This window comes from Tardiphaga sp. 768_D3_N2_1 (assembly GCF_052076105.1).
Taxonomy (GTDB): domain Bacteria; phylum Pseudomonadota; class Alphaproteobacteria; order Rhizobiales; family Xanthobacteraceae; genus Tardiphaga.
Genome location: NZ_CP197245.1, coordinates 3,688,869 through 3,706,503, shown reverse-complemented (window position 1 = coordinate 3,706,503; position 17,635 = coordinate 3,688,869). Strand labels below are relative to the sequence as shown.

Here is a 17,635-nt window from a genome sequence, read left to right as displayed (position 1 = left end):
CTCAGACTCCCGCCCAGGGCAGGATAATCGTTTCGTCTCGATGTTCGGCGCGATAGGTGCTGATGCGAAATACATCGGCCACGATATCATCGGACAGCGCCTGCTGTGGCGCACCCTGTGCGGCGAGGCGCCCGTCGGACATCACCAGCACCGTATCGGCGAAGCGCGCGGCTAGTCCGAGATCGTGCGTCACCACGATCACCAGCACGCCGCTGTCGGCGACGTCGCGCAGATTTTTCATGACATCGATCTGGTAACGCGGATCGAGCGATGCGGTCGGCTCGTCGGCCAGTACGATCGGCGCCTCGACCGCAAGGACGCGTGCAAGCGCGACGCGGCTGCGTTCGCCGCCGGAGAGTTCGGTGACGCGGCGATTGGCAAAGGCGACGATGTCGGTCGCCCGCATCGCGCGTTCGACCGCAGCCTTGTCGGATGATGTCAGCCGCGCCGGATCGGTTGCGCCGTGCGGATAGCGGCCGAGGGCGACGACGTCCTTCACGTCGAGCGGCCAGTGGACGACATGGCCCTGTGGCAGATAACCGAAGCGCTTTGCGCGCTCGCGCAGCGGCAGCGAAGCCAGTGTATCGCCGGCGACATGGATCGCGCCGGTGGACGGCTGCAGTCCTGCCAAAGCGCGCAGCAGCGTCGTCTTGCCGGCGCCGTTCGGGCCTACCAGGGCGACGAGGTGCTGTCGGTATAGCGAGAGCGAGACATTGTGCAGCACTTCACGCCCGGAGAGCGTGACGCTCAGATGGCTCGCGGTCAGCAGCGCCTGATCGCTCATGCGACGCCTCCGCCCAGAGCGCGACGCTCGCGCATGATGAGATAGAGGAAGAACGGTACGCCGATGATCGAGGTCAGGACGCCGACCTTGATATCGGTGGTCGATGGAATGATGCGCACGGCGATATCCGCGGCCAGCAACAGCGCTGAGCCGGTCAGCGCGCTCGGGATCAGCAGGCGCGCGGGATCGTGGCCGATGATCGGGCGCATCAGATGCGGCGCCACGAGACCGATGAAGCCGATCGTGCCCGTGACTGCGACAGCGCCACCAACGCCGAGCGCAACGCCGAGGATCACCAGCAGGCGCAGACGGCTCACATTGACGCCGAGGCTCTGCGCAGTCTCTTCGCCAAGGCTGAGCGCACGGAAGGCCGAACGCTGGCTCATCAGAATGATCGCGCCGGCGACAATGAATGGCAGCGCCAATGTGACGTGACGGAAGCTGCGGTCTTCCAGCGAGCCGAGCAGCCAGAACGCGATTTCGAGTGCGGCGAACGGATTGGGCGAGAGGTTCATCACCAGTGCCGTCGCGGCACCCGCGAGGCTGGAGATTGCGAGACCGGCGAGGATCAGTAGCAACAGGCCGGCATTGCGGCCGGCGATCCCAAGCAGCACGAAGACGGACAAGAATGCCATTGTAATGCCGGCAACCGGCAAGGCCCATGAGCGGACATCGGCCCAGCCGAGCGAAATCATCAGCACCGCACCGAACGCTGCGGCTTGCGGCGCACCGAACAGCGAAGGCGAGGCGAGGGGATTGCGCAGCAATCCCTGCAGCGCGGCACCGGAGAGACCGAGAATCGCACCGATGGCCAGTGCGAGGACCGCGCGCGGAAGGCGGATCTCGCGCACGATGGTCTGCTGCACGTCGCTGCCGCCGCCGAACAGTGCATCGAGCACTGTCAGCGGCGAAAGTTTGACTGGTCCGGTACCGAGCGAGCCGAGGGCCAGCAGCGTGACGAGGCCGACGAGCGCGATTGTCGCGATCGTCCGGCGGCGTGCTGCTGGCGCCGTGCTCACCATGTGGCGTTGAAGCCTGCGTAAGCCGCAGGTCCTGTGGTGCCGAAGTTCAGGACTTCCTGATAATGCTCATTCAGGATGTTCTCGCCGCGAGCGAAGACCTTCCAGTTCGCATCGATCTTGTACTCGGTATAGAGGTCGACGCGGGTATAGGCATCAACCTGACCGACCTGATTGGCGCTGCTGAAACGCTTCGACACGGTGGTGACACGCGGCTCGATCATCCACTTGTCGGTGGGCGTGATCGTGAGTGCGAAGCGGGCGAAGTTCTTCGGCCGCCGCGCCAGCACCGTGTCGGTGCCGAGGTCCTGGGCGTGCAGATAGGTGTAGGCCACGTTGAACTTCACCCAGCCCGGAATGACGTCGATATTGCCACCGACTTCGAGGCCGCTGGTCTCGGCGCGGGCGACGTTGACATAATAGCCAAGTGGACGAGACGCATCGGAAACAAAGTTGATCAGATTGCTGTAGTCGGTGGAAAAGCCTGTGACCGACAGCACGACGCGGCCGTTGAACAGGCTCTGGTCGATACCGGCATCGTAGCCGAAATTGGTTTCCGGCGTGAGGTTCCTGCTGCCATAGGTCACGTCGTAGAGCTGGAATAGCGTTGGCGCTTTCGCGCCGGTGCCGGCGCTGGTGTGAAATTTGGTGCCGGTTTCCGCAATATTGTAGGCGGCAGTGGCGCGCCACGTCTCGAAGCGGGCGACGTCGACGACGTCGTCGACGCGGCCGCCGAGCGTGACGTTGAGCCGCTCGCCGATCGGCACCGACCACAACGCGAAGAGCGAGTTAGTATCCTGCTGTTTTGACAGCAAAGGTGTCTGAGGACCCGCGATAGGCGTGATGTTCGTGCTGTAGGTCTGCGCAGTCTCTGTCTGCGTCTTAGCGCCATAGACGAGGGAGCCGAATGCGCCGAGCTTCAGGGTTGCCTGATATTCGGCACCGAGACTGTTGCCGACATAATCCGAGATCTTCGTGGTGGTGTTCTGCGGCAGCATGTTGGTCTTGTAGCTGACGTCGGTGAACGAGCGCTCGGTATGGGTGTTCGACACGGTGACATTGTGAGTCAGAATGCCACCGAATGAATCGATGCCGACGCGGCCATAGACGGTCTGCAGCAGACGCGTTGCTGCAGACGGCGTATCCGGAAGCGTTCCGGTTGCCGCGTCATAGGCCGAGCGCGTGAACGAGTGGACGATACCCGACTCCAGCCGGATGCCTTCGCCTGCATCGTAGCCGATGCGGGCCGAGCCGCCGACGCGGTCGAAACTGTCGTTTTCGAGATTCGGAAACTTCGCTTCAAGTGCAGGGATACGGTAGCCGTAACGCGAGAAGCCGTTGCTGTGCTGGCCGCCGCCGGTGAAGGCATAGGACCACGGGCCGTTGGAGCCGGTCAGCGATCCCTGCGTCACGACCGTGCCGTAGCTGCCGGCTTCGGTGCGGACGTTGAATTGCGCGGGACCGGAGCCCTTCTTGGTGATGATGTTGACCACGCCGCTCATGGCGTCCGAGCCATAGAGTGCGCTCTGCGGTCCCTTCAGGACTTCGATGCGTTCGATGGCCGAGGGCGTGAACATCGCGAATTCGAAATCGCCCGATGCTGCGGTGGGATCGTTGACGCGGATGCCGTCGATCATCACCAGCGTCTGGCCGGTATTGCCGCCGCGCAGGCGCACATTGGCGGTGCCGCCGGGACCGCCGTTCTCCGTGATGTCGAGACCGGGCACGGTGCGCAGCGCATCGACCAGCGAGCCAGGATTGCTGGTCGCGATGGTTTCGCCTGACACGACGCTGATCGAACTGCCGGTGCGATTGAGCTGCTCGGGTGTTCTGTCCGCAGTCACCACGATCTCAGAGAGCTGCTCGGCACTGGACTGCGCATGCGCAGCACTGTGAGAACAGGACAGAACAACAACGGCTGCAGTGCCTGCAGCCAAATTCCGGATAGTCATTTAACCCCTTCCGTCGACCCACCGTCGAACGAGTGTGAAACTCGTTACCGGCCGGTCTCCTGGCTCGCGGTGGTCTCCCGGTCCGCCTTCCCGAATCTGCGTTGCAAATTCAGTGGCTTTGTGGACCCGGAATGGCCGCTTACAGTTGCGGGGGCAGCCGCGGCATTGGGGATATCTCCCCGCACCGCATTCCCGTTTCACCTCCTCGCGGAGGCACCGATAACTGAGAGGACAGGAAGCACAGCGCGCAGCGCGGTGCAACAGCCATCGACCCGTTCCAGACTCTATTGCGCGATCTGTAGCGCGGCGAGCACGTCGTCGGGACGTTCGACCATCATCATGTGGCCGGTGCCGGGCAGAATCACCGTCCGGGCGTTTTTCAATGCGGCGGCGAGGGTTTTGCCGGCCTTGGCGGGAGTCATCATGTCCCGCTCGCCGAGGATGAGCGTGACGGGGATATCGAGCTGGCCCGCAGCGGTCAGCGCATTCTGGTATGTATTGCAGGCGTTGAGATCGGCGAACAACACGCCCGGTTTTGTGGCTTCGAGCACGCGCTGCGCACCGCTATGCATCCACAACCCCGGCGCGAGGCTGCCGCCGAGCTCGGCGCGAAAGCCGAGACCCCAGATCGACACCATGTCGATGGCCGAATGCTGGTTGGCTTCGGCGTCCTTCAACAGATCCGGACCGACGGTCATCGTCCCTGCCGTGCCCATCAGATCGAGGCGCGTGACTTTACTGGGATGCCGCGCTGCGGCCTCCAGCGCGATCAGCGAGCCCATGGAATGGCCGATCAGTCGTGCGGTCTTTGCGCCGGATGCGTCGATCAATGCTGCAGTCCAGTCGGCGAGATCGGCGATGGTCGTGATCGCTTCGCCTTTCGAGCGACCGTGGCCCGGCAGATCCGGCGCCAGCACGGCGAAGCCGTGATGCGCGAACCAGCGGGTATGCAGGGCCCAGGTCGAGTGATCGAAGCCGGCGCCGTGGATCATCACGACGACCGGGAGCGATGGATCGAATGTGCGGCCGCCATTCGCGATATAGGTCTCGTGACCGTTGACGGTGAGTTGCATCGCTCAGCCCTTCTGCGAGATGCGCAGCGCCTGCGCGAGGTCATCGATGATGTCATCGGCGGATTCGATGCCGATGGAGAGGCGGATCAGCTCCTCGCCGATGCCGGCAGCCTTGAGCTGCTCCGCGTCCATCTGCTGATGCGTGGTGCTTCCGGGATGAATGACCAGCGTCTTGGCATCGCCGACATTGGCGAGATGGCTGGTCAGTTTCAGCGCCTCGATGAATTTGCGCCCGGCATTGCGGCCGCCCTTGATGCCGAAGGAGACGATGGAGCCGGCGCCGCGCGGCAGCAGGCGTTTCGCCAGCGCATAGTCCGGATGAGTCTCCAGCGACGGATGCAGCACCCAGTCGACCGCCTTGTTTGCCGTGAGCGCCGCCAGCACTGCATGTGTATTGGTCATGTGGCGCTCCATGCGGATACCCAGCGTCTCGACGCCTTGCAGCAGCTGGAAGGCATTGGTCGGCGAGAGACACGCGCCGAAATCGCGCAGGCCTTCGGTGCGGGCGCGCATGATGAAGGCGGCATTGCCGAATTGCTCGTCGAAGACGATGCCGTGATAGCCGGCATAGGGTTCGGTGAGTTGCGGGAACTTGCCGGAGGCGTGCCAGTCGAAGTGGCCGCCGTCGACGATGACGCCGCCGATGGCGATGCCGTGGCCGCCGATCCACTTGGTGGCAGAATTCATCACGATGTCGGCGCCGAGCTCGATCGGCCGCGACAGGAACGGCGTCGCGAAGGTGTTGTCGATCAGCAGCGGGATCTTCGCGGCATGGGCGATGTCGGCGACGGCGGGAATGTCGAGCACTTCGAGGCCGGGATTGCCGATGGTTTCGCCGATGATGAGTCTGGTGTTCGGCTTGATCGCCGCCTTGAAGGCGTCGAGATCGCGCGGCTTGACGAAACTCGTGGTGATGCCGAAACGCGGCAGCGTATGCGCCAGCAAGTTGATGGTGCCGCCATAGAGCGAGGACGATGCCACGATGTGATCGCCGGCATTGAGCAGCGTGGCAATGGCGAGATGCAACGCCGCCATGCCTGACGCGGTGCACACCGCGCCGACGCCATTCTCGAGCGCGGCGAGGCGCTCTTCCAGCACTGCCGTCGTCGGATTGGAGATGCGCGTATAGATGTGGCCGGCACGTTCGAGATTGAACAGCGCAGCGGCGTGATCCGAATCCTGAAACACATAGGACGTGGTCTGGTAGATCGGCACGGCGCGCGCGCCGGTGATCGCGTCCGGATGCTGGCCGGCATGCAGACTCAGCGTTTCGAAAGCGGGCGGTTTGGGTGCTGGCATGGTGATTTCATCCCTGGACGCGATTTGCGCCATCTATGGCACGAATCGGATGCGAGTGTGAGTCGGCGATCTTTCAACGCATGGAACGAAATGCGGAGTGGCGACTTGTATGGGGTCAATCATGCGGGGGATTCGTCGTGAAGAAATTGCTGCTGTGCACTGTGGTTGCGGCTCTCGCGTTCTCGTCGGTTGCGGCCGAGGCGAAAGGCTGTATCAAGGGCGCGATCATTGGCGGAATCGCCGGCCACTATGCGGGACATGGCAAGGTCGGCGTTGTTGCGGGATGCGTGATCGGACGCCACGAGGCCAACAAGGCCGATGCCGAGCGAGCGCAGAAGGCGCAGCATCCATAAATACCGAACGAGAATGATCGCATCTGGATCAGCGTTGTTCTCAACGCTGGACGATGTTGCTAAAATTTGATGGACTGGACCGGTTCAGTAGAGCCTCACCTTCATCGGTCGGGGGTCTTTTCGTCTCTGTTACGAGGCCGGACGAAAATGGGCGTAGACGTAGTGCTGCATCGGGATGTGTTTTGGCTCGGCAAACAATGGGCCGTCACCGGCTATGGAATTCAGGCTGTCAGCCAGAAGTACAAAATGAAGTTCGATATCGAAGTGTCGCAGATCTGGAACGAGGATCTGGATGCATTGATGCGCGATGAGCCATGGTTCGACGCAGCGGATTTTGCAGAGGCCGTCAGCATTGCGCGCAAGCGAGCGCAGGAAAGTCCGTTGACGTTCAAGCCACCGTTGAGTGATGAACGATAGCGCTTCGTTGCGAGGTGTTGTTGTCATGGCCGGATGGCGCGAAGCGAGCTTCGCGAGATGTTCCGGCCATCCAACCAGAAGCACCGTCCTTATGAGTCGTCATGGCCGGACTTGTTCCGGCCATCCACGTCTTCCTTCGTGTGTGGCCAAGGCGTGGATACCCGGCATTCGCCGGGCATGACGGCGGAGTGTGAGGTGACGGCTGTGCGTCGTTGCCTATTCGAATTTCAAACAGCCACTGTTCTGGAGAGCCTTGTCCTTTAGACATGCGACATCACCCCTGTTGTTAGCGGCGCGGGGGCGCCGTCGTCTGTTGCATTCCCGCCCCCTTGTGAGAGGGCGTGCGGAACGCCGGGTGCCCGTTGCACCCTTGGGCCTGATGCGAATGCGGTCTTCCGCAATCTGGAGTGCATCAGGACTTTCGGAAACACGAGCAATTGCCCGACGTTCCGCCTGCGGTGTTTTTTCGACTTGCTTGCACTTTGCCTCAGCGAACGATCCGATCACCGAATTAAAGTCCCAAGGCGATGGGAAGGGAGCCTCAAGCACTTAGGCCGGACGCATTTTGACTTGGTCGTCCGTCACACTGTCCAGGGATCTCTCCATCTCAAGGTCGGCCGTCTCCTTGCCAGTGGCAGTGCTGGCGCAGATTCGTCCTGCCCGAAGACAGACGTCACCCATGAACCGCGTAACGCCGCATCTCCGGCGTCCACCGCATCCAGCCCCGCGAACGTGACGATCGCGCTCGCCCCTCTCATCGAGGCCGGACGAAGGGGAATATAAACCTTGTAGGTATACTGTCAACAAGAAATAGGAAAAAATGTTGGCCGACTTCTGGCCGCCTTCAACTCGTCATTCCGGGGCGCGGCCGGCGCTTGCCGGACGCGAACCCGGAATCCCAGCATGGGAATCTACAGACAGTGCAAAACACCCCGGGATTCCGGGTTCATGCTCTGCCGGCTTCGCCGGCGACGCACGCCCCCAAGGCAAACCAATTGGTTTGCCCCGGAATGACGAGAGTGGGTCGGAGCCCCCGGAATGACGAGCGGGAGAAGGAACGCAGTCTTCGGGCACACCGATGAAAACTGCGGCTTGCTTCTTTCGCCCCCTGCTGCAATCTGGATGGATCACTGTCAGTCACTCCAATGTACGAGACCCCACGGATGAGCCAGCTCAAAGTCCATGTCGGCGATTTCACCTTCGACGCGAAGTTCGAGGAGAAGGATGCTCCGAAGACCGTCGCCGCCTTCAAGAAGGCGATGCCGTTTGTCAGCCAGGCCATCCATGTGCGCTGGAGCGGCGAGGGCGTCTGGATGCCGCTCGGCGATCTCGATTTCGGCGTGCCCTATGAGAACCACACCTCGTTCCCGGCGCCGGGCCACATCATCCTGTATCCGGGCGGCATCAGCGAGACGGAGATCCTGCTGGCCTATAGCGGCGTGCATTTTGCCAGCAAGATGGGCCAGCTCGCCGGCAACCACTTCATTACGCTGACCTCGAACCTCGAAAACCTCAAGGAAATGGGCAAGACTGTGCTCTGGAAGGGTGCGCAGAACGTCCGTTTCGAGATGGTCTGATGACCGCAGGCGATTATCCCCGCGATCTCCGCGGCTACGGCCGCAATCCGCCCGATCCGAAATGGCCGGGCGGCGCCCGCGTGGCGGTGCAGTTCGTCGTCAATTTCGAAGAGGGCGGCGAGAACAACATCCTGCATGGTGACCGTGCCTCGGAAGCGTTCCTCTCGGACGTGCTGGGTGCACAGCCCTGGCCGGGCCAGCGTCACGCCAATATCGAATCCATGTTCGAATATGGCTCGCGCGCCGGCTTCTGGCGGCTGTGGCGGATGTTCACCGAACGCAACATGCCGACCACGGTGTTCGGCGTGGCGACAGCTCTGCAACGCAATCCCGAAATCGTCGCCGCCATGCAGGAGGCGAAATGGGATATCGCCAGCCACAGTCTGAAGTGGATCGAGCACAAGGACATGTCGGAGCCTGAGGAGCGCTTCGAGATCGCTGAGGCGATCCGCGTGCATACGGAGGCCACGGGCGCGCGCCCGACCGGCTGGTACACCGGGCGCAGTTCGATCAACACCATTCGCTTGCTGATGGAAGCCGGCGGCTTCAAGTATCTGTGCGATTCCTATGCGGACGATCTGCCTTACTGGATCAAGGGGCCCAGCGAACCGCAGCTCATCATTCCCTATACGCTTGATGCCAATGACATGCGTTTCGTCAATCCGCAGGGTTTCGGCGGCGGCGACGAGTTCTTCACTTACCTCAAGGATTCGTTCGACGTGTTGTACGCCGAAGGCGCGACGTCGCCGAAGATGATGACGGTGGGCCTGCATTGCCGCGTCGTCGGTCGTCCCGGCCGTGCGGCCTCGCTGATGCGGTTCCTCGACTACATCGGCAGCTTCGAGCGCGTCTGGGTGCCGACGCGTCTTGATATCGCCGAACACTGGCACGCCAATCTGAAACATCTCGCCGCCGACGCCCGTGCCATCGGATAGACCAGGATTGGGATAAGCCCCGTCATGACAGAGAAGACGCTCGACGAACTCAACAGCTGCAGCAAAGCGGATTTCGTCGCAGCGCTGGCGAATATTTTCGAATATTCGCCATGGATCGCGGAGAAGGCCGCCGACAGCCGGCCTTTCGCGGGTGTGAAGCAGTTGTTCGCCGCTATGCGCAAGGTGGTGGAAGAAGCAGCGTCAGGCCAGCGGCTGGCGCTGATCAAGGCGCATCCGGACCTTGCCGATAAAACGCAGCGCGGCGATCTCCTGACGGCGGAATCCAATGCCGAACAGAACAGCGTCGGGCTCGACCGGCTGTCGGAGGCGGAATATGTCGCCTTCGATCGCGTCAACAATGCCTATCGCGCGAAGTTCGGCTTCCCCTATATCGTCTGCGTGCGGCGCCACACCAAGGATTCCATTCTGGCGGATTTCGAGAAGCGATTGCCGAACGATCCGGCCGCCGAGGTGGCGGCGTCGATCGACGAGATCTGCAAGATCGCGGCATTGCGTACCGATCTCTTGGTCGACGGGCCGGATCGCCTGCAGGTCCATGGCCGGCTCTCCACCCATGTGCTCGATACCCATAGCGGCCGGCCCGCAGCGGGCATTTCAGTCGAGCTTGTCGAATTGTCGAAGCTCGGTATCAGCCGCATGATTGCGCGCACGCTGACCAATCACGACGGCCGCACCGATGTGCCGCTGATCGGCGGCAGGCCGGTGCCGATCGGATGTTATGAACTGACTTTCAAGGTCGGGAGTTATTTTGCGGAACGTGGCGTGTCGATGTCGGATCCGCCGTTCCTCGACGAGATCCCGCTGCGGTTCTCGGTCTATGAGCCCGAAGGCCATCTCCACGTCCCGCTGCTGGTGACGCCGTGGAGCTATGGGACCTATCGGGGAAGCTGAGGGCGTTCTTTCTCCGCTTGTCGTCCCCGCGAAGGCGGGGACCCATACACGCTGGAGAGGCGGTGAAGACGTTTTCGTTGTGGCTCTGCCGCTTTACTCACTCTGACCGTGGTTATGGGTCCCCGCCTTCGCGGGGACGACAGATTGAGAGGACCCATCCTACATTCGACCCAAATCGGTCGTCTCATAACAAATAAAAATCAGGGAGAAACACCATGCGCCACATTAGCCGCCTGCTGCTGGTCGCGGCATTTGCGTCCATCACCACAGCCAGCGCCTTCGCCTCCGAAGTCCATGTGATGATCTCCGGCGGTTTCACGGCGGCCTACAAGGAGCTGGTGCCGCAATTCGAGAAGGCGACGGGCCATACGGTCGTCACGGCCTATGGGCCGTCGATGGGCGAGACGCCGCAGGCGATCCCGATGCGGCTGGCGCGCGGCGAGCCGGCCGATGTGCTGATCATGGTGGGCTATGCGCTCGGTGATCTTGTCAGCAAGGGCAAGGTGATTGCCGACAGTCGCGTCGATCTCGCGGATTCCCCGATTGGCGTCGCGGTGAAGGAGGGCGCGCCGAAGCCGGACCTGTCCTCGGCGGATACGCTGAAGGTGGCGCTGCTGAAGACCAGGGCCGTGGCCTATTCGGACAGCGCCAGCGGCGTCTATGTCAGCAAGGAGATGTTCGAGAAGCTCGGCATTGCAGACGCCATGAAGGACAAGGCGCGCAAGATTCCGGCGACGCCGGTGGGCGAGATTGTCGCCAGGGGCGAGGCGGAAATCGGCTTTCAGCAGATCAGCGAATTGAAGCCGGTCAAGGGCATCGAGATTGTCGGCCCGCTGCCGGCTGAGCTGCAGAAGATCACCGTGTTCTCCGCGGGCCTCGCGAGCAATGCGCCGCAGCCTGATGCGGGCAAGGCGCTGATCGCGTTTCTGTCATCGAAGCAGGCTGCGCCGGTGATCGTGGCGAGTGGGCTTGAGCCCAAGGTGAAGTAGGGCAAAGCGTGCGTTAGGCCGCACGCGTTGTTCTCTCGTTCGTCATGCCCGGGCTTGACCCGGGCATCCACGCCTTGACGGGAGGAAAAGACTTGGCTGCGGGAAAGTAAGACGTGGATGGCCGGGACAAGCCCGGCCATGACGTGGAGAGGGAAATGCGTCGAGGTGAGCTGGACGTCAACTCACTAATGCGTCGCAGCCGCCGCCACACCAGCCGCTTCGGCCTTCGCAGTCTCCGCGCTGCTGACGCCGTTGAAGAATGCATTCAGGATCACGGCGACCAGCGCACACAGAAGAATGCCCGACTCCAGCAGCGGATGCAGGTCGTGCGGCAGGTTCTTGAAGAAGTTCGGCGACACCAGCGGGATCATGCCGAAGCCGACGGAGATGGCGACCACGAACAGGTTGCGCTGGTTGGTCTTGAAATCGACCGCAGTGAGGATGCGCGCGCCGGTCGCAGCGACCATGCCGAACATCACGAGGCCTGCACCGCCGAGCACCACCTGCGGTACGGACTCCACCAAAGCGGCCATCTTCGGCAGCAGGCCGAGCACCAGCATGATGCCGCCGCCGGCAATGGTCACCCAGCGCGAGCGCACGCCTGTGACGCCGACAAGGCCGACATTCTGCGAGAACGACGTATAGGGAAAGGTGTTGAAGATGCCGCCGAGCAACGTGCCGACGCCGTCGGCGCGCAGGCCCTTGGTCAGTGCGTCCCTGTCGACTTTCCGGTCGGTCATCTCGCCGAGCGCCAGGAACATGCCGAGCGACTCGATCATCACCACGATCATCACGATACACATGGTGACGATCGGGACGAGATGGAATTGCGGCATGCCGAAATGGAACGGCAGCACGATATCGACCCAGCCGGCGGTGCCGACCTTGTCGAAATGCATCACCCCGAGCAGGCTGGCGAGGATGGCGCCGGCGACGATGCCGAGGAGCACCGAGACATTGGCCAGAAAGCCGGTGCCCCATTTGATGAGAGCGAGGATCACGACAAGCACGAACAGCGCGATGCCGAGGCCCTGCAACTGGCCATAGGCGGGATTGGGAAATGTATGCGGAACGCCGTCGATCATCTTGGTGAACATGGGTAGTCCGCCACCCGCCCAGTTGATGCCAACGCGCATCAGGGAGATGCCGATCACCATGATGATGGTGCCGGTGACCACGGGGGGAAACAGCGGCAGCAGCCGGCTGATGAAAGGCGCGACAATGATGCCGAAGATTCCGGCAGCGATGACCGAGCCATAGATACCGAGCAGGCCGATATCCGGGGCGGCGGCCATGGACAGCATCGGGCCGACCGAGGCGAAGGTGACGCCCATCATGACCGGCAGGCGGATGCCGACGCCGGGAAAGCCGATACACTGGACCAAAGTCGCAAGGCCGCAGGCGAACAGGTCGGCGGAGATCAGGAAGGCGACGTCCTGAGGTGGCAGCTTCAGGGCGCGGCCGATAATGAGCGGCACCGCCACGGCACCGGCATACATGACCAGAACGTGCTGCAGGCCGAGCGCGAGCAGGCGCGGCGTCGGCAGCATTTCGTCGACGGGATGGACGCTCACTGTCATTGATCTAGCCCCTTGCTTAGGTGATGAAATATCGTGGCAATATGATCGTCAGATACAAACCCCGTGCCAGACGCCGCCGAACGTCATTCCGCCTCGGTGCTGTGGTGAGCGGTGGCACGAAGGTTGCTCGAAAGTGAGCATTGCTCAATATATTGCCCGGCGACCGGGGTTTCCTGGTCGTCAACAAGGCTGGTCGCCAACACAGACTGGAGGTCGCGCGTGCCGCTCATCAAGAACAGATATGGAAAAGGCCGTGTCCGCATCATGCGGATCCATCGCGACGGCGACAAGCAGGACGTCAGCCAGCTCAGCCTCAAGGTGATGCTGGAGGGCGATTTCGGCCGTGCCTATACCGATGCCGACAACTCCACCTCGACATCCACCGACACGATCAAGAATATCGTCAACGTGACGGCGCGGGAGAATACGGGCCTGCAGACCGAACCGTTCTGCCAGGTGCTGGCCAAACGCTATCTCGATCTTTATCCGCAGGCGGCGTCGGTCACCATCACCGCGCACGAAACCAAGTGGACCCGGCTGTCCATCGACGGCGTGCCGCATCCGCATAGCTTTGTGCGCGACGACAATGGCAAGCCATTCGTCGAACTGTTCGCAACGCGCGATGGCATGGCCATGAGCTCGGGGCTCGACAATTTCGTCTTCATGAAGTCGACCCAGTCCGGCTGGGAGAACTACTACACCGACAAGTATTCGACGATCCAGCCGACCAATGACCGTATCGCCGCGACGTCCATGGTCGCGTCATGGAAATGGTCGGGCGTGCCGTCGGACTACAAGGCGACCAATGCCAGGATTCTCGATGTGCTGCTGAAGGAATTCGCGACGACCTATAGTCCGAGCGTGCAGAACAGCCTGTATCGCATGGGCGAGAAGGCGCTGGCGGCCGTTCCCGAGATTTCCGAGATCAGCATGGCGTGCCCGAACCTGCATTTCATCCTGATGAATCTGTCGGCCTTCGAACTCGACAACAACAACGACGTCTTCCTGCCGACGGAAGAACCGCACGGGCAGATCGAATGCACGGTGGGGCGGGGGTAGCAGGCAGACCGGACCCTGCGCTCTCCAGGCGTCGTCCCCGCGTAGGCGGGGACCCATACACGCGGGAGGGTTGATAAAGGCTAGGTCGTGGTGGCTCTGCCGTCTCAATCACGCTGACCGTGGCTATGGGTCCCCGCCTTCGCGGGGACGACACCTTTACTGATGTCGACTACTTCCCGAACTTCTTCCGCAGCTCCGGAAAAATCCTGTCCGGCTTGAACGGCACCTGCGTGAACCGGATGCCCGTCGCGTCGAACAGTGCGTTGCCCATGGCGGCCGCAACGGGATTGTAGGGGCTTTCGCTCATCGACTTCGCGCCCAATGGCCCGATCGCATCATGCGTGTCGGCGAAGTATACTTCGGTGCGCGGCACGTCCGCGAATGACGGCAGATGATAGTCGCGGAATTTCGGATTGACGACGCGGCCGCGGTCGTCGATCACCATCTCCTCATACAGCGTGGCGCCCAGCGACTGCGCAGCGCCGCCTTCGATCTGGCCGCGGAGCTGCATCGGATTGGCGACGGCGCCGGCGTCCGCAGCCTGCACGCTCTTGAGAACCTTGATTGCGCCGGTGCCCTTGTTCACCGCGACGCGAAATCCCTGGACATTGAAGGCGACGGAACGCGGGGTGCCGCCTGACGTTCCGGTGGCGCTGCGTGCATTGCTGTCCGCCTTCATAGCCGCCACCAGCTTTTGCGCGGCGTCATGGGTGGCTTTGCCGGCGACGAATGTGCCGGCGCTGCCATAGGCGCCGGTGTCGTGGCCGCCGTTCCGCGTATCCGACTGGTGCAGATGAATCTGCTCGACCGTGCAGCCGAGTGTCGTGGCCGCGATCTGCCGATGCACCGTCGCGGTGCCATTGCCGAATTCGGCGGTGCCGACCGTGAGATCGTAACCGCCGTCGTCGCGTCTGGCGATGACGACTTCGGCGATATGGCCCTGCGGCGGCACGGTATCGATCATGGTGAGCGCGATGCCGTCGCCGATCAGCCAGTCGTCATCGAGATCGTGTTTGGTCTGGATCTCCATCGCGCGCTCGACGAGGTCGAGGCACTGGTCAAGGCCATAGCTGCCGATCTTCACGTCGTCATAATGCGTGCCGGCTGGCGACAGCATGGGATCGCCGGGCTTGATCACGTTGTGGCGGCGGAAATCATACGGGCTGATGCCGAGCTGCGCGGCGAGATCGTCGATGGCGGCTTCCACCGCGAACAGCGTTTGCGGCAGACCGTAGCCGCGAAACGCACCGGCCGGCACCGTATTGGTATAAGCGACGACTGCATCGACCTTCTTGTTGGCGCAGTTATAGACGCCGAGCGATTCACCGCAGGCGTGAAACAGCACCGGGCCGGCGTGATTGCCATAGGCGCCGGTGTTGGAGAGCACATCGAGCTGCAGCGCGGTGAGCTTGCCATATTTATCGGCGCCGGCCTTGACTGTGACGCGCATTGGATGCCGCGTCGATGTGGCGATAAACTGCTCCTCGCGGGTCAGTTCCCATTTCACCGGGCGACCGGTCTTGAGTGCGGCCAGCGCGAGAATGTCCTCGACGAACATTTCCTGCTTGCCACCGAACCCGCCGCCGACGCGTTCGCAGAACACGCGGACCTTGTCGGAGGGAAGGTCATACAATTGAGCCAGCGCACGGCGTGTCAGGAATGGCGTCTGCGTGCTTGAGCGAATATTGAGGATGCCGTCTGCATCCAGCCAGGCCATGCCGCCATGGGTCTCGAGATGGCCGTGCTGCACGCGCTGTGTCGTGAAGGTGCCCTCATAGATGACGGCGGACGCCGCCAGTGCCGCGGCGACGTCGCCGAATTCGCCATGCGTTTCGGCGACGATGTTTCGGATAGCATTGCTGACGCGATGCACCGGGGTCTTGTCGGGATGGATGAGCGGCGCGCCAGGAGCGATGGCGGCGACGGGATCGAACACCGCAGGCAGGATGTCATAGACGACATCGATCTTACGACATGCTGCCTCCGCAATCGCTTCGCTCTCCGCGACGACGGCAGCCACCTTCTGGCCGATGAAGCGTACGGTATCGTCCAGCACCCGCGTATCCTCGGGGTCCATGGCATCGATCTCGTGGCGCGCGGTCGAGAACAGCGTGGTCAGAGTATCCGCATGCGTCAGCACTGCATGGACGCCCGTCATCGCAATTGCTGCCGACGCATCGATCGAGAGAATACGGGCATGCGGATGCGGCGAGCGCAGCATCTTGATATGCAGCAAGCCGTCCATGGCGACGTCGAATGTGTAGCGCGCTTTGCCCGTGACCACCTGGGGACCGGCGGGCGCGGGCAGGCTGCGGCCGAAGGCGGTGCCGGGCGCGGCGTCTTCCACATTCGACTTGCCGTCGAGCGCGTCCTCGATCGTGCGATAGCCTGTGCAGCGACACAGATTGCCCTTCAATGACGCTCCGAGATCGGCGCGCTGTGCCTGATTGAGCGAGGCGCAGGTCACGATCATGCCGGATGTGCAGAAGCCGCACTGGAATCCCTGCGCGTCCAAGAACGCCTGCTGCATCGGATGGATGCCGCCTTCGGACGCGAGACCTTCGATGGTGGTGACGGCATGACCTTCGGCGCGGAAGGCAGGAATGATGCAGCTATGTACCGGTTCGCCATCGAGAAGCACCGTGCAGGCGCCGCAGTCGCCGGCATCGCAGCCTTTCTTGACGCCGAAATGGCCGAGCTGGCGCAGGAATGTGCGCAGGCATTGGCCGGCTTGCGGCTGCTGTGAAAAGCTGTGGCCGTTGATCTCGAAACTCATGGCTTGGCGCCCTGCAGCTCGGCGCGGATCGCTTCCGCGAGCCGCAGCGTCATCTGTTTGCGCCAGGCCGGTTTGCCGTGAACGTCGTCGTGATAGAGATTGTCAGGAATCTGGTCGAGGATCGCTTCCTCGAGCGTGTCGGCATCCGGCAGCGCTGGCAGCGCAATCCGGATCGGACGTTTTGTCGATGCCGTGATCGTCAGCCGCAGGCCATCCTCATCAAGGCTGCCTATCAGCAGTGCGGCAGATCGCCCGACCGGCGTCAGCGAGATTTGTCGGAACGCGGAGCGGCGCCTGAATGCCGCGAGAGGAATGGCAATGCTGCGCAAGAGATCGCCTGGCATCAGCACGTTAGTTTGATTGCCGGTGACGAAGTCCGCCACGTCGATCGTGTCTGCGCTGCCATCGGCCTTCCAGATCGTGCAGACACCGTCGAGCGCGGCGGTGAGCGCGATCATCGGGCCGGCGGGCAGCGACATGCAGAGATTGCCGCCGACTGTTGCGGTCTTCCAGATCTTGAAAGAAGCAAGGAAAGCACGGCAACATTGATTGATCAGGGGCGATGCGATCCAGTCGGGCGGACAGGGCAGCGCGTCGAGCTGTGCCACCGTGCAGGTCGCGGCGATCTGCAATTCAGTATTGGTGACGGTAAGGGCCGGCCATTTGAGATCGGTGAGGTCGATCAGCCGCGTCAGGTGGGTCTGTGGTTCGGAGAAAAGCCAGGTGCCCCCGGCGAGCCATGCATCCCCGGCACTCCATGTCGGTAGCTGTTCCCGCGTCGTGGGGCGGGCAACGGACGTGACCGTATTCAAATCCATAGGGCGGTTATGCTTTCACTCGGCAATGACCCCTTGAAGTATCACTGTGAACCTTGCAAGACCGACGCCAAGTCGCCGACAATTGCAGAACA

15 protein-coding genes and 1 riboswitch are annotated in these 17,635 nt (G+C 62.3%); of the genes, 7 read left to right on the top strand and 8 right to left on the bottom strand.

Going from position 1 to position 17,635, the window contains the following annotated elements; translation table 11 throughout:
* Position 1: 1 nt before the first annotated feature.
* The 5 genes from AB8A27_RS17465 to AB8A27_RS17445 all read right to left on the bottom strand — a co-directional run bounded on the left by AB8A27_RS17465 (position 2) and on the right by AB8A27_RS17445 (position 6,127).
* Positions 2 to 784 carry an ABC transporter ATP-binding protein gene (locus tag AB8A27_RS17465; protein ID WP_441242987.1) on the bottom strand — a complete coding sequence of 261 codons (783 nt, stop codon included), beginning with the start codon at positions 782 to 784 and terminating at the stop codon, positions 2 to 4.
* Positions 781 to 1,806, bottom strand: a complete 1,026-nt coding sequence (locus tag AB8A27_RS17460) for a FecCD family ABC transporter permease (protein WP_441242986.1) — start codon at positions 1,804 to 1,806, stop codon at positions 781 to 783. Before AB8A27_RS17460 ends, AB8A27_RS17465 begins: the two co-directional genes overlap by 4 nt.
* Positions 1,800 to 3,755 carry a TonB-dependent receptor plug domain-containing protein gene (locus AB8A27_RS17455; RefSeq protein WP_441242985.1) on the bottom strand — a complete coding sequence of 652 codons (1,956 nt, stop codon included), beginning with the start codon at positions 3,753 to 3,755 and terminating at the stop codon, positions 1,800 to 1,802. Before AB8A27_RS17455 ends, AB8A27_RS17460 begins: the two co-directional genes overlap by 7 nt.
* Positions 3,756 to 3,787: 32 nt before the next feature.
* Positions 3,788 to 3,991: riboswitch (cobalamin riboswitch) on the bottom strand.
* Between the two features lie 48 nt (positions 3,992 to 4,039).
* Positions 4,040 to 4,828, bottom strand: a complete 789-nt coding sequence (locus AB8A27_RS17450) for an alpha/beta fold hydrolase (protein ID WP_441242984.1) — start codon at positions 4,826 to 4,828, stop codon at positions 4,040 to 4,042.
* A 3-nt stretch (positions 4,829 to 4,831) separates the two neighbouring features.
* On the bottom strand, positions 4,832 to 6,127 hold the full coding sequence (locus AB8A27_RS17445; RefSeq protein WP_441242983.1) for an O-acetylhomoserine aminocarboxypropyltransferase: 1,296 nt from the start codon (positions 6,125 to 6,127) through the stop codon (positions 4,832 to 4,834).
* A 137-nt stretch (positions 6,128 to 6,264) separates the two neighbouring features.
* On the opposite strand from AB8A27_RS17445, the gene AB8A27_RS17440 reads away from it, so the two are divergent.
* The 6 genes from AB8A27_RS17440 (at position 6,265) to AB8A27_RS17415 (ending at position 11,310) form a co-directional block, all read left to right on the top strand.
* Positions 6,265 to 6,480, top strand: coding sequence for a hypothetical protein (locus AB8A27_RS17440; RefSeq protein WP_092152131.1), 216 nt, complete (start codon positions 6,265 to 6,267; stop codon positions 6,478 to 6,480).
* 69 nt (positions 6,481 to 6,549) lie between these two features.
* Positions 6,550 to 6,897: a hypothetical protein gene (locus tag AB8A27_RS17435; RefSeq protein WP_441242982.1), complete on the top strand. Its 348-nt coding sequence runs from the start codon at positions 6,550 to 6,552 to the stop codon at positions 6,895 to 6,897.
* Between the two features lie 1,163 nt (positions 6,898 to 8,060).
* Positions 8,061 to 8,474, top strand: coding sequence for a DUF3830 family protein (locus AB8A27_RS17430; protein WP_441242981.1), 414 nt, complete (start codon positions 8,061 to 8,063; stop codon positions 8,472 to 8,474).
* Positions 8,474 to 9,409, top strand: a complete 936-nt coding sequence (gene puuE / locus AB8A27_RS17425; protein WP_441242980.1) for an allantoinase PuuE — start codon at positions 8,474 to 8,476, stop codon at positions 9,407 to 9,409. Before AB8A27_RS17430 ends, puuE begins: the two co-directional genes overlap by 1 nt.
* A 24-nt stretch (positions 9,410 to 9,433) precedes the next feature.
* Positions 9,434 to 10,321 carry a 2-oxo-4-hydroxy-4-carboxy-5-ureidoimidazoline decarboxylase gene (gene uraD / locus AB8A27_RS17420; protein WP_441242979.1) on the top strand — a complete coding sequence of 296 codons (888 nt, stop codon included), beginning with the start codon at positions 9,434 to 9,436 and terminating at the stop codon, positions 10,319 to 10,321.
* Positions 10,322 to 10,536: 215 nt separating this feature from the next.
* A complete protein-coding gene (locus tag AB8A27_RS17415; protein ID WP_441242978.1) occupies positions 10,537 to 11,310 on the top strand; it encodes a substrate-binding domain-containing protein in 774 nt (257 codons plus the stop codon).
* A 185-nt stretch (positions 11,311 to 11,495) separates the two neighbouring features.
* On the opposite strand, the gene AB8A27_RS17410 is transcribed toward AB8A27_RS17415, so the two are convergent.
* Positions 11,496 to 12,890, bottom strand: coding sequence for a nucleobase:cation symporter-2 family protein (locus AB8A27_RS17410; protein ID WP_441242977.1), 1,395 nt, complete (start codon positions 12,888 to 12,890; stop codon positions 11,496 to 11,498).
* 219 nt (positions 12,891 to 13,109) lie between these two features.
* Between AB8A27_RS17410 and pucL the strand changes: the two genes are divergently transcribed.
* Positions 13,110 to 13,949: a factor-independent urate hydroxylase gene (gene pucL, locus AB8A27_RS17405; RefSeq protein ID WP_441242976.1), complete on the top strand. Its 840-nt coding sequence runs from the start codon at positions 13,110 to 13,112 to the stop codon at positions 13,947 to 13,949.
* Positions 13,950 to 14,118: 169 nt separating this feature from the next.
* Here pucL and AB8A27_RS17400 read toward each other — a convergent pair whose 3' ends face one another.
* Together AB8A27_RS17400 and AB8A27_RS17395 are read right to left on the bottom strand one after the other, a co-directional pair.
* Positions 14,119 to 16,725 carry a molybdopterin-dependent oxidoreductase gene (locus AB8A27_RS17400; RefSeq protein WP_441242975.1) on the bottom strand — a complete coding sequence of 869 codons (2,607 nt, stop codon included), beginning with the start codon at positions 16,723 to 16,725 and terminating at the stop codon, positions 14,119 to 14,121.
* Complete coding sequence (locus AB8A27_RS17395) at positions 16,722 to 17,543, bottom strand: FAD binding domain-containing protein (protein WP_441242974.1); 822 nt, start codon at positions 17,541 to 17,543, stop codon at positions 16,722 to 16,724. Before AB8A27_RS17395 ends, AB8A27_RS17400 begins: the two co-directional genes overlap by 4 nt.
* Positions 17,544 to 17,635: the final 92 nt, after the last annotated feature.